The sequence below is a fragment of the Telluria sp. BA11 genome, assembly GCF_056680305.1.
Map to the genome: position 1 here is coordinate 3,148,379 of NZ_CM155275.1, position 11,917 is coordinate 3,160,295.

General features: G+C 62.9%; 14 protein-coding genes. 6 read left to right on the forward strand and 8 right to left on the reverse strand.

The window, feature by feature from the left end; genetic code table 11:
• Positions 1 to 130 precede the first annotated feature (130 nt).
• On the forward strand, positions 131 to 838 hold the full coding sequence (gene queC / locus AC1MGT_RS13855) for a 7-cyano-7-deazaguanine synthase QueC (protein WP_499500650.1): 708 nt from the start codon (positions 131 to 133) through the stop codon (positions 836 to 838).
• A 4-nt stretch (positions 839 to 842) separates the two neighbouring features.
• Here the strand turns inward: queC and AC1MGT_RS13860 are convergent, their stop codons facing one another.
• Positions 843 to 1,220, reverse strand: coding sequence for a hypothetical protein (locus AC1MGT_RS13860; RefSeq protein ID WP_499500652.1), 378 nt, complete (start codon positions 1,218 to 1,220; stop codon positions 843 to 845).
• Positions 1,221 to 1,436: 216 nt separating this feature from the next.
• Here AC1MGT_RS13860 and AC1MGT_RS13865 point away from each other — a divergent pair, with 216 nt between their 5' ends.
• From AC1MGT_RS13865 to AC1MGT_RS13880, 4 genes are all read left to right on the forward strand, one after another.
• A complete protein-coding gene (locus AC1MGT_RS13865) occupies positions 1,437 to 1,664 on the forward strand; it encodes a hypothetical protein (protein ID WP_332530535.1) in 228 nt (75 codons plus the stop codon).
• Positions 1,665 to 1,776: 112 nt separating this feature from the next.
• A complete protein-coding gene (locus AC1MGT_RS13870; protein WP_499500654.1) occupies positions 1,777 to 2,286 on the forward strand; it encodes a hypothetical protein in 510 nt (169 codons plus the stop codon).
• 101 nt (positions 2,287 to 2,387) lie between these two features.
• Positions 2,388 to 4,346 (forward strand): GAF domain-containing sensor histidine kinase, encoded by a 1,959-nt coding sequence (locus AC1MGT_RS13875; protein WP_499500656.1) that lies wholly within the window; start codon positions 2,388 to 2,390, stop codon positions 4,344 to 4,346.
• Positions 4,347 to 4,430: 84 nt separating this feature from the next.
• Complete coding sequence (locus AC1MGT_RS13880; RefSeq protein ID WP_499500658.1) at positions 4,431 to 5,375, forward strand: cation diffusion facilitator family transporter; 945 nt, start codon at positions 4,431 to 4,433, stop codon at positions 5,373 to 5,375.
• Positions 5,376 to 5,399: 24 nt separating this feature from the next.
• Here AC1MGT_RS13880 and AC1MGT_RS13885 read toward each other — a convergent pair whose 3' ends face one another.
• Both AC1MGT_RS13885 and AC1MGT_RS13890 read right to left on the reverse strand, forming a co-directional pair.
• Positions 5,400 to 6,905: a DUF3369 domain-containing protein gene (locus tag AC1MGT_RS13885; protein ID WP_499500660.1), complete on the reverse strand. Its 1,506-nt coding sequence runs from the start codon at positions 6,903 to 6,905 to the stop codon at positions 5,400 to 5,402.
• A gap of 198 nt (positions 6,906 to 7,103) precedes the next feature.
• Positions 7,104 to 7,841 (reverse strand): DNA-formamidopyrimidine glycosylase family protein, encoded by a 738-nt coding sequence (locus AC1MGT_RS13890; protein WP_499500661.1) that lies wholly within the window; start codon positions 7,839 to 7,841, stop codon positions 7,104 to 7,106.
• A gap of 166 nt (positions 7,842 to 8,007) precedes the next feature.
• Here AC1MGT_RS13890 and AC1MGT_RS13895 point away from each other — a divergent pair, with 166 nt between their 5' ends.
• Positions 8,008 to 8,502: a DUF3016 domain-containing protein gene (locus AC1MGT_RS13895; protein ID WP_499500662.1), complete on the forward strand. Its 495-nt coding sequence runs from the start codon at positions 8,008 to 8,010 to the stop codon at positions 8,500 to 8,502.
• Between the two features lie 211 nt (positions 8,503 to 8,713).
• Here the strand turns inward: AC1MGT_RS13895 and AC1MGT_RS13900 are convergent, their stop codons facing one another.
• The 5 genes from AC1MGT_RS13900 to mepK form a co-directional block, all read right to left on the reverse strand.
• Positions 8,714 to 9,157, reverse strand: coding sequence for a thioesterase family protein (locus tag AC1MGT_RS13900; protein ID WP_499500663.1), 444 nt, complete (start codon positions 9,155 to 9,157; stop codon positions 8,714 to 8,716).
• A 132-nt stretch (positions 9,158 to 9,289) separates the two neighbouring features.
• A complete protein-coding gene (locus tag AC1MGT_RS13905; RefSeq protein ID WP_258837317.1) occupies positions 9,290 to 9,802 on the reverse strand; it encodes a ferritin-like domain-containing protein in 513 nt (170 codons plus the stop codon).
• Between the two features lie 101 nt (positions 9,803 to 9,903).
• Positions 9,904 to 10,209: a hypothetical protein gene (locus tag AC1MGT_RS13910; RefSeq protein WP_499500664.1), complete on the reverse strand. Its 306-nt coding sequence runs from the start codon at positions 10,207 to 10,209 to the stop codon at positions 9,904 to 9,906.
• Complete coding sequence (locus AC1MGT_RS13915) at positions 10,206 to 11,027, reverse strand: hypothetical protein (protein WP_499500665.1); 822 nt, start codon at positions 11,025 to 11,027, stop codon at positions 10,206 to 10,208. Before AC1MGT_RS13915 ends, AC1MGT_RS13910 begins: the two co-directional genes overlap by 4 nt.
• Positions 11,028 to 11,034: 7 nt before the next feature.
• A complete protein-coding gene (gene mepK / locus AC1MGT_RS13920) occupies positions 11,035 to 11,577 on the reverse strand; it encodes a peptidoglycan L,D-endopeptidase MepK (protein WP_499500666.1) in 543 nt (180 codons plus the stop codon).
• Between the last annotated feature and the right edge of the window lie 340 nt (positions 11,578 to 11,917).

Consider the following 11,917-nt stretch of genomic DNA (forward strand, 5'->3'; position numbering starts at 1 on the left):
GCAAAGTAGATGGCGGACGTGAAATGTTGCGCGCGCGCGTCTGGACAAACACGGCTTTATCGGCCACGGTGCCCGCGATCTGTGCCAGAATTGACGGTTGACCCCCTGCCTTTTACCTTCTTTTACCACCATGACCATCCTCTCTACCGATACCGCGCTCGTCCTGTTCAGTGGCGGCCAGGACTCCACCACTTGCCTGGCCTGGGCGCTGCAGCGCTATGCGCGGGTCGAGACGATCGGCTTCGATTATGGCCAGCGCCATGCGATCGAGCTGGCCGTGCGCCCCGGTGTGCTGGCCAAGCTGCGCGCGCTCAATCCCGACTGGGACACGCGCCTGGGCGACGATCACATGATCGACCTGTCCCTGATTTCCAAAATCTCCGACACGGCCTTGACCAGCAATGTCGCGATCGAGATGCAGGAAAACGGTTTGCCGAACACCTTCGTGCCGGGCCGTAATCTGATGTTTATGACGGTGGCGGCCACGGTGGCGTACCGGCGCGGCCTGAATGTGCTGGTGGGCGGGATGTGCGAGACGGATTTCTCGGGCTATCCGGATTGTCGCGACGATACGATGAAGGCGCTGCAGGTGGCGCTGAACCTGGGCATGGCCACACGGCTCAAGGTCGAGACGCCGCTGATGTGGATCGACAAGGCCCAGACCTGGGAACTGGCGGAGCAGGAGGGTGGCGAAGCGCTGGTGGATCTGATCCGCTTCGATACGCACACCTGTTACCTGGGGGAGCGGGGCGAGGCGCACGCCTGGGGTCACGGTTGTGGCACGTGCCCGGCGTGCGCCCTGCGTGCGCGGGGTTACGCGCAGTACGTGGCGCGCTAGGCTTTTACGCTGCCGCGGCCTTGTCCAGCGTGACCGGGCGCGGCCGGCGCATGGCGTACCACACGAGCGCCACGACAAGTACCAGCGGCAGCAGCAGCGGCGACATCGCGAGCGCCAGCACGAGGGCGCCAATCGCCAGCGAGCCGATCAGGATCACGCCGACCCCGGCAAACACCACCGCCAGCACCGCCACCGTGATCACCGAGATGAACATGGCCAGCAGCATTCCGCCACCCGTGAACAGCGTGGCCAGCAGGAAGCCCAGCGGGCCGTCGATCTGGTCGCCATCGAGATTGACCGTCATGTCGCCGCTCCAGGTAAACAGATTCCACAGCATGGCGGCAAACAGGAACAGGATGACGTAGGGGGCGTATTTTTTCATGGCAGTCCTTGCGAATGGTTGGGTTGAGCTGTTTGGTCTTGCATGCTCGAACTGTATGCGCGGCGCGCGCGTGCAGCCAGCCGCGTGCGACAGGCTGCATGTTTTACGGGATGAAATGTGCATAGGCCGGGTCAACCAGAATCGCCGCGAATTCCGTCCTTGTAATCACGGCAGCGTTTCCTATACTGACAGCCTGCTCTGTTTCAGGGGGACCCCATGTACGCTGTGCCCAATGCCTTCCATGACGTGGCCCATGCATCGGGCGGACCGAAGGATCCGCCCTCGGCGCCACCGGCCATTCCGCCCATCATCATCACGCCGTTCAACCGCGATACGCCGGCGCCCAACGGCGATCCACGCCCGATCCCCGTTGGCCCGCCGATCATGCCGCCACCCGGCCCGTCGTGGCGCTGTCCACGCATCGTCGACGATTGTCCGGCTTAGTTACCGACTATTTCAGCCAATCGCCCGCAGCAGCGTCGTGCGGCCTTTTTCATGGGGCCGGTTTCCTCTATGATCGTGGTTTTGGGCGCGCAAGCGCCGAGGACACCGACCCATGAACGACCAGATGCTGGACCACGACAGCGACGACGGCAGCGAGGACACCGGCCCCGTGCAGCAACCCCGGCTGTGGCAGGGCAATGGCTGGACCGCGCGCGTGATCAAGAACGACGACGATGAAGGCTGGGCCGTGGCGATGTACAAGGATGGCGAGCCCGAACCGGCGCTGGTCGGTCCCTGGACCATGGGCCGCGACAAGAAGAACCCGAAGCCGCTCGACACCAATGCCTTCAATACGCTGATCAAGACGGCGTCCGAAGTCATTCGCCGCCATGAGCAGCACATGCACGCGATCCTGCACAAGAACCTGTACATCTTCACCGAGCAGGGCGAACTGAAGGTCACGCTCGATATCGTCCCGGACGACGATGATCCGTACGCGATGCTGGCCGCCACCGACGAGATGGGCGAGCAGGTGGCGCGCGTGCGCGTGGCGCCGACCTTCAAGCTCACCCCGAGTTCGGCGCAGGCCTGGGTCGAGAACGACTTCCGCGCACCGCGCTAAAAAGCCACAGCCGGGCGCGGCAAGCTGCTGCGTCCGGCCCCAAGCTGCTACTATTTCCCCTACGCATCATCAGATGCATTCTGTGAACAGGTGGGGAAAGTATGGAACGTCTTGACCGGCTGGAAGCGGTGCAGTCGATGTTGCTCGATATCGGGCAACTGTCGACCAGCTGCAGCGATATCACCGCATTCATCCGGGCCGTGCACGGCGCGCTGGGCCGCATCATGTACGCGGCCAACTTCTATGTGGCGCTGGCCGACCGCGAAGACGGCACCGTGCGCTTTCCCTATTTTGTCGACGAAGCCGACGGCGCGCGCGATCCGCTCGAGCGCATCCGGCTGGCCTCGCCCGACCAGTCGCCCACGGCCTGGGTACTGCTCAACCGCCAGAGGCTGGTGCTGACGGCGGCCGATTTCAACGAGCGCCATCGAAAGGCGGCCGGGCGCTGGGGCAATGGCAGCACGCCGGAGCATTTCGTCGCCTGTCCGCTGCTCGACCAGAACCACCAGGCGCTGGGCGCCATCGTCATCCAGAGTTACTCTGCCGACCAGACCTACAGCGAGGAAGACATTGCGCTGTTCGGGCTGATCGCCAACCACGTCTCGAACGCGCTGCAGGGCCTGCAAAGCATGGACCGGCTGGAACGCGCGGTCTCGGCGCGCACGGCCGCGCTGGCGCACGAGGTGGCCGAGCGCCGCCGCGCTGAAAAGATCCAGCACGCGCTGTACGAGATCGCCGACCTGTCGGCGCAGGCGCTCGACACCGACCAGCTCAGCGCCAGCCTGCACCGCATCATCGGCGAGCTGATGGTGGCCGACAACTTCCTGATCGGGCTGTATCACGAGCGCACGCAAGAGATCAGCATTCCGTACTTCGTCGACCAGAAGGACAGCGCGCCACCGCTGCTGCGCTTCCCGTTCGGCAAGGCAATGTGCTCGCACATCCTGTCGACCAAGCAGGCGCAGCTGCACGACGTGGCCAGCTTCAGGGCGCTCGTTGACGCCGGCACCGTGGCCGAGCCGCTGGGCAGCACGGAGATTGCCAGCTGGATGGGCGCGCCGATGCTGGTCAACGACCAGCCATACGGCGTGATCGTGGTGCAGAGCTACGACCCGGCGATCGTCTACAGCAAGGCCGACCTCGACCTGCTGGCGTTCATGGCCAGTCACGTGGCCGTGGCGATTGCGCGCATGCAGGCCGACCGCAGGATCCGCAAGACCAAGGAAGCCCTCGAGCAGCAGAACGCGGCGCTGAACGACGCGCTGCACGCGCTGCAGGAGGCGCAGTCCGAGCTGGTGCGGCAGGAAAAACTTGCCTCGCTCGGCCGCCTGGTGGCCGGCGTGGCGCACGAGATCAACACGCCGCTGGGCATCTGCGTAACGGCCACGAGCCACCTGGTGCAGGAACTGAAACTCACGCGCGAAGAACTGGCGGCGGGTGAGATGACCGCAGAGAGCCTGGAAAGCTTCTTCGACATCGTCGACCAGTCGCTGCGCATCATGACCACCAACACCCAGCGCGCCGCGAACCTGGTGCGCAGCTTCAAGCAGGTGGCGGTGGATCAGTCTTCGGACGATATGCGCAGCTTCAACCTGGGCGCGTACCTGAACGAGGTGCTCCTGTCGCTGCACCCGAAGCTCAAGGGGCGCCCGGTAAAGGTCGCGGTCGATTGCGCGCCCGACCTGATGCTCGACAGCTTCCCGGGCGCCGTGTCGCAGATCCTCACCAATATGGTCATGAATTCGCTGGTGCATGGCTTCGAGCACGAGCAGGCCGGCAACATCACGCTGCGCGCTGCGCAGGAGAGCGATGGCTGGGTGGTGATGGAGTACGCCGACGACGGGGCAGGGATGGATGCAGCGACGCTCGACAAATTGTTCGATCCGTTCTTTACCACGCGGCGTGGGACGGGCGGCAGTGGCCTGGGCGCGCACATCCTGTACAACCTGGTGACCGGTGCGCTGGGCGGGACGGTGCGGGCCACGAGCGCGCCGGGGCAGGGGCTGACGTACCACCTGCGTTTCCCCCGTTCGCAGCGCAAGGAAAAACTGGCGGCCTAAGGCCACGATCGAGCGGGCACGTGCGGCGCCGTACAGATCGGTTGCTGCAGGTTCTCTACGCTTGGCTCCCCATTTGGAGAGTCCATGAACGAAAACAAGCAAGACGCGCCACGCCAGGGCTCGCAAAAAGTCATCTATGCGGCAATCGCCGCCAACCTGGGCATCGCGGTGGCCAAGTTCATCGTCGCCGGCATTACCGGCAGTGCGGCGATGGTGGCCGAGGGCATCCACTCGGCTGTCGACACCGGCAATGAATTCCTGTTGCTGCTGGGCGAACGCCGCAGCGCTCGCGCGCCCGACCGCAAGCATCCGTTCGGCTACGGCAAGTCGCTGTATTTCTGGGCGCTGATCGTTGCGCTGTCGGTGTTTTCGCTGGGCGGTGGACTCTCGATCTACCACGGCGTCGCCGCGCTGCAGAACCCGCCGCCACTGGAAGACCCGATGTGGAGCTACGTCGTCCTTGGCGTGGCTGCCCTGTTCGAAGGGTATAGTTGGAACGTGTCGCGCAAGGAGCTGAACACGGCGCGCAAACCCGGTGCGACGCTGTGGCAGGCCGTTCGTGCGAGCAAGGATGCATCGGTCTTCACGATCTTCATCGAGGATTCCGCCGCGCTGCTGGGCCTTGGGATTGCCGCCGCCGGCATCGGGCTGGGCCACTATTTCAATAATCCGTACCTCGATCCGGCCGCTTCGATCGTGATCGGTCTGCTCCTGATCGGCGCCGCCTTCATGCTGGCGCGCGAAACCGGTGGCCTGCTCGTCGGTGAAGCGATCGACCACGACGAGCTGGCTGCATTGAAGGTGCTGTTCCTGCGCGAGCCGGCGCTGGACAGCGTGGCCAGCCTGCGCACGATGCAATTGGGGCCGGAAGAAGTGCTGCTGGCCGCGTCGGTCCAGTTTCGCCGGGGGCTGTCGATCGACAAGGTGGAAGCGGCGATCGGCCGCATTGAAACCGCAGTGGCAGCCGAACATCCGGTGATCCGTCAAATCTATTTCGATGCGTCGGCGCTGCGCGCTGCGCTCAAGTAAGCGTCAGGCGATCCGGAGTACCGCTCAGTCGGGCCACTGCGCGTTGATTGCCAGCGCCTTGTCCATATTCCGGATCAACAGATCGACATAGGTCGGGTCGAGGTGGTGCCCGGCCACCTCGCGCAGGTGCTCGGTTACCTTGGCGGCCGGCCACGCTTCCTTGTAGCAGCGCGCGTGGCTCAGCGCGTCGAACACGTCGGCCACTGCCACGATGCGCGCGTACGGGTGGATGTCCTGCCCGCGCAATCCTTGCGGGTAGCCGGTGCCATCGAATTTTTCGTGGTGCTGGTGCGCGATCACCGCCGCCGCCTTCAGGATTGGGCGCTGCGAGCCGTCCAGGATCTGCAGCCCTACGGTCGGGTGCTGCTTCATGATGGTCCACTCGGCGTCGGTCAGCTTGCCCGGCTTGAGCAGCACCGCATCGGGCGTGGCGATCTTGCCGATATCGTGCATCGGCGCGGCGTGCATCAGCACCGTCGTCTCGTCTTCGGGCATGCCCGACGCCTGGGCCAGCATGTAGCAGACCTGGGACATGCGGCGCACGTGGTTGCCTGCTTCGTGCGAGCGCGATTCGACGACGTCACCCAGGCGCAGGATCAGCTCGGCCTGGGTATCGGTGATTTCCTGGTTCAGCAGGATGTTGTCGAACGCGATGGCCACGCCCGAGCAGAATACCTCGAGCATTTGCGCATCGATGTCCGAAATCTCGTCCACACCCTTGAGCACCAAGAGCGATGCCTTGCCGCTGTTGTTCGGGAAATAGCCGACATAGGTGTCGCCGTGCAGGCGCGAGATGCGGTTGTGGCGCGCGTCGTCCAGCTGGGCTACCAGTTCCGGGCCGATTTCGTCGCCTTCCATGTCACCGATCTGGGCCAGCACTTCATACTGGCTCTGGCCGGTGATCACGCTGGCAGCCTTCAGGCGCAGCAGCATGCTCTGTTCCAGGCGCAGCAGGGCCACGACCTGCAGCAGCAGGCCGTTGGCGAAGTCCTTCAGGTTGCGTTGCTGGAAGATATGCGCAGATGCGGCGATCACGCGTTCCAGGCCTTCGCGGTAGGTTTGCTGGACGCGGCGCGATTCCTCCACCTTCATGATGTCGCGGTAGGCGCGCAGCGCGGCGAACGTCGTCGTAAACAGCTTGGTGCGATCGAGTTCCGTCTTTTCCTTGTAGTCGTTGATGTCGTAGTCGACGATCACGCGTTCTTCCGGCGCCTGGCCGGGCTGGCCGGTGCGCAGCACAATCCGGGTGAACTGGTTGTCCAGGTCCTGGCGCATCCAGCGCGCCACTTCAAGGCCACTGTCTTCGCGTTCCATCACCACATCCAGGAACACCAGTGCGATGTCTTTCTCGCGCGCCAGGATTTCCTTGGCTTCGGCGCCACTGTAGGCATGCACGAATGCGAGCGCCCGGCCGTCGAGGCGAAAGCGCGTCAGCGTCAGCTTCGTGATGTCGTGGATATCGGGCTCGTCGTCTACCAGCAATACTTTCCAGGGTGCGAGTTTGGGCGCAGCAGACGACAAGAAGGACATGGACGATTCCGATTCGTGGGGGAAGCCAGGGTTAAGCGAGCAGACTATTTTTTTTCACAACAAAAGTAGCTCGGAGTCAAGCCGATTGTAGTACGGCGCATGACCCTTAACAAGAAGCAATATTAAAATTGTGACGGGCGGATGTAACATCTGCCTTGCTGCGTCGGGAATGCTGTTGCAGCGGCGTGACACGGTGCGTCACGTATAGCGTTTTTGGCAACGCTCGCAGTAGAAGCTGCGCCGGTCCGAGGTGCCGAGCTTGGCTTTTGAATAGGGGATGTCGCAGCGCGGGCAGATCTTCTTGGCGTGGGCCAGCCAGTGCTCCTTGAGCGTGAAGGCTTTTTTCCAGCCCAGAAAATCGAAGCTGTATTGCCGCGCTTCGTCCACCAGTGCGCGCAGCTTGGGCGCGGGCAAGGCGCCCATCGTCGAGAGGGGATGCACCCGGATCCTGAACAGCACCTCGTTCTTGATGATATTGCCCACCCCCGAGAAGATCTCCTGATCGAGCAGCGCGTCGCAGGCCAGCATGTCGGGCGCGGCGCGCAGCTTCTTGCGCGCCTTGACCGGGTCCCAGGTCGCCCCCATCACGTCGGCGTTGAAGTCGTAGGCGTCGAAGGTGGCGCGGTCGATCTCGCGGATCGCACAGGCATAGAAGTTCATGGCGCCGCCGTCCTCCACGCCGATGGACAGGCGCGGCGGCTTGTCGCGGTCCTCGTCGATACGGTAGGTGCCGAACAGCAGAAAGTGGATGCGCAGGATGACGTCGGGCGTCTCGATCAGGAAGTGCTTGCCCCACGTGTGCAGGCCGGTGATGCGCTGGCCCACGAGGCGCGCCGGATCGAGCGTCTTCAGATTGCCGCTGGCGCGTACAATTTCTTGTCCCACGAAGCGCGTGGTCTGTTCCTTGAGCATGTACAGCGTTGGACCTTCTGGCATGGTGGCCTCCTTGATGCATTCTTATATGGCACCATCTTTTGGTCATGTTCGGGGCCTAACATTTGGATACAAGTTCCAACGTTTCGCCACGAGCAGAACAGTGCGAAGCGGCGTATATTGGTAAGCGAAGACCGCATACGAGACGCATACAGAAGGAGAGGCAACAATGAAATCCACCCTGATAAAAACCGCCCTGGCAGGCCTGTTCGCGCTGGCCGCCGGCGCCGCCTCGGCGGGCGTGACCGTCACCTACATCGAGTCCGATAAATTTGCCGACCTGCCATTTGCCCCGTGGGAGCGCAAGCAGGTGCTGGAAGAACTGAGCACGTACTTCACCAAGCTTGGCGAGAAACTCCCTGCGGGTCAGGACTTGGTGATCGAAGTTACCGACATCGACCTGGCCGGTCGCGAGTACCCGAATGTCAGCAACGGGCGCGATCTGCGCATCCTGAAAGGCACGGCCGATTGGCCGATCATCAACCTGCGCTATTCGCTGACGCAAAACGGGCAGGTGCTCAAGGGCGGCGACGCACGCCTGGCCGACATGAACTACATGCAGCGCATCGGCCGCTTCAGCGACAACGACAGCCTGCGCGCCGAGAAGCGCATGATCGATGAGTGGTTCGATGAAACGATCATCGGCAAGAAGCGCGGCGGCTGAAGGTTGGCTGTGCACCCTGCGAAATCGTAGGGTGGACGGCTGCGCCGTCCACGCGTTCAAATTAATCTGACACCGTGGTGTGCGAAGTCGAGTTGAACTGGCTCCGTGGTGTGCACAGTTGGGTTGAACGCGTGGACGGGAAACCCGTCCACCCTACGCCAGCTGGTTACCAAGAAAAACGGCACCCATCAGGGCGCCGTTTTTCTTTGGCCTAATCGACCCGGTTGACATGCTCGAACCTGGCGCGAAACTCGTCAGGCATCGGGCATACCCGGCCCGCCTTGTAGTCGTAGAATACAAAGCCGGTCTTGGCCATGGCGATCAGCTTTTCGTCACGCGGACGCGTGATACGGTAGATCAGGTCGCCACCATACTTGTTGAAGTCCATGACGCCCACGTCAAACAGCAGTTCGTCGCGGCGATACGCTTCGGCGCGGTAGATGGTGGCCAGGTCGGTGACAATGATGCCAGGGCCATCGAGGCTGGTTTCCGGCACGCCGAACTCGAACAGGAAGCGCGACCTGGCCTCGGAAACCATCGCGATCATCGATTCGTTGCCAACGTGGTTCGCCGCATTGATGTCGGTGGCCCGCACGGTGAGCACGGTCGAGAAGTAGAACTGGTCGTCGGGAAAGTCGAGCTGTACGCGGGGCATGGGCGCATCCTGGTGATGGGCAGACAGTCGCGTTGGATAGCGACAGAAATGTGGGGATTGTGCCAGTGATCAGCGCTGCGGTCGAGACGGCGCACGCATGCTGCGCCGCCTCGACCGTGGGTGGTGCGGAAGTTAGACTTTCGCTTCCACGCCCGGCGTTGCCGAGCGCGTCAGGAAGGCCTGTGTGACTTGCGGCAGGTGCTCCAGCAGCCAGGCCGCCATTGCTTTTTCTTGCACCAGAATCTGTTCGCACGAAGCGGCAGTGGCGCTGTCGCCAGCCGCCTTGGCCGCTGCGATCAGCGACGTGTAGGTGGCGATTTCGAGGTTCTCGAACACGTAGCCTGCCATCGCGCCCTTGACCACTTCATCGCTGACGGTCATGCCGCCAACAGCCTGACCAAAGGCCATCAGCTTGGCGCCGATATCCTTGACCACCGAATTGCTGATGTCGCGGCGCGCCAGGATCTCGTCCAGCACGCCACGCTGCCAGCGCGTTTCTTCGATGTGCTGCACGATGCGCGCGCGCAGCTCCGGATAGTGTTCGAGGCGGTCCGCTTGCGCGTTGAGCATCTTGTCTGCCTGCTCTTCCATTGCATGGGCGTCACGTAGCCAGTCGTTCAGATTGTCGTCGATTGCAGTTGCCATGAAATTCTCCGCTGGTGAATAGGTGCAACCAGAATGGCAGAATTGATGGATACCGTTTGTTAGCTATGACACATTCGCGCGTTATTGGTTCACAAAAAAGATCAGCGTGCCGGAGCTGGCGCGCGCGTGCGTGTTTTTGCGACCACGCCGGCCGGATCGATCAGCACAACGAACTCGGCAAACTGGCCAGCGCCCGCCGGCGACTGGTAGACCCAAGCTTCAAAGCCGCTGTCGAAGCGCACGTTTTTCGTGGGTCCGAACGCGGCCAGCAATTGCGCCTTGGTGGTCTGGCCGGCGATGACGGTCTGTTGCAGCCGCTCGGCCGGCACTTGCGCGCCGGGCGGCGCGGCATTCTGCGTGGCACAGCCAGCCAGGAGCGCAGCGCACAGGACTAGAAGCGCCCTCATGGCGTCATCCCGGCCGGTGGATCGATCATGTACGTGAATTCAACGAGCGTATCGTCCGGCCAGCTGGCATCCCACAACGGCACGTAATAGGTGTGGTCGAGCAGCACCTGGCAATCGCAGAACGGCAGCATGTCGGGCGTCTGGTCGCCACCGGCATACAGCATCGAAAACGGCAGCGTCTCAATGCGTTCACCAGCGCGCAGCGTGACCGCGAAGATCGGGCGCTCGGCGAAGAACAGGTAATTGCCATCCGGGCTCGTGCAGACGCCTTCGGGTGAGTCGAGCGCGTCGGAGATCCAGCCGAACAACGGCGAGCTGTTGGAGACGAGGCCAGCTTCCTTGCCCACGCGGCATTCCAGGCGCAGGTCGCCCAGGCGGCGCATGCCGGCCGGGACGCCCGGCGTTTCGATGCGCGCGCGCCAGGTCATGCTGGCCGTCTTGCGACTGGCGAGCACGGCCGCGTCTTCCTGCAACGCTTGCGCGTTGCGGGGCAGGACAAAGAAATTGTTGTCGTCGACAGGGACGGGCACCGACACGGTATCGCCCGCCACGCGCAGCGTGATGCCGCGCATGTCGACGTTCGGCAGGCGCGGCAGCAGCTGGAAGCGCAGGGTCGCGTTCGGTGCGAAGGCGCGCTCGCGCTCGAAGCGTTCCATGCCGCGGATCATCTTGCGGTACGACTTGTCGACCGGGTCGCGCGTTGACTTGACGGTGACGGTGCTCTGACCGGCGGCATGCGCCGGCAGGCTTGCGGCCGCAGCCATGAACAGGCCGCTCATGGCCAGTCCGGCAACGACACGGACGATGGACGGCCGCATCAACCGATTACCAATACCGCACGCGGCCGGTATCCATGTGGACGAACTGCGAGCTGGCGTAATAGCCGACGCCGCCGCCCTGGAGCGACATGGCCGCCTTTTGCAGGTGGCGCAGATCGGTGCCCGGCAGGCGGATGTCGATGGCCTTGCCTTCCATGTGCAGGCTGCGCTTGGCGACGCCGCCGCTGCCATGACCACGCAGGAACGCATTCGATTCCGGCGCGCGGTAGCCCGAGATGATGTGCAATTCCTTGCTGTTGCCGAGCTTGCCATTGAGCTGGCCGAGCAGCAGAAGCAGTTCGGGATCGATGTCGGCAATCTTGTTGGTGCGGTGATCGCGCAGCACCTTGTTGATGTCGCCCAGCGCATCAGGGATGAACTCGCCTTGCTCCCAGAACGTGCTCGTCAGCTTTTCACCCGTGTGCGTATTGTAGAAACGCAGACAGCAATCGCCGGTGGCAATCGATGAATTTTTGGCAAGGGTGGGAAGGCTGAGGGAGGATGCTGCGAGGAGGAGACCGCTTTTGAGGATGGTACGTCGTTGAATCATTGAAGGGAGTCCTTGCGCTGGTTCAGTGAGCAATCGATGATACGCCATTTGCCGCAATCGTGCATGCAATGTACAGAAAATCGCGACATTTCAGCTACGATGTCAAGTGTTTAACTGTTTTTGGGAGATTTGCGTATGCTGACGCCGGCAAGCCGGTTGGGAGCGGCGCGGCCGAAGCGCAGCTCAACCGCCTGGCCAGAATGCACAGCCACGGTTACCACACTGTGCAGGGCCTGGCGCTCGATCCGAAAACCGGCCATGTCCGGGCCGACGAACAAGGCCACACGCTGGCGATCCCATGCTCCATGCGTAACGCACGATGCGCCCCGCATGGTTTGTC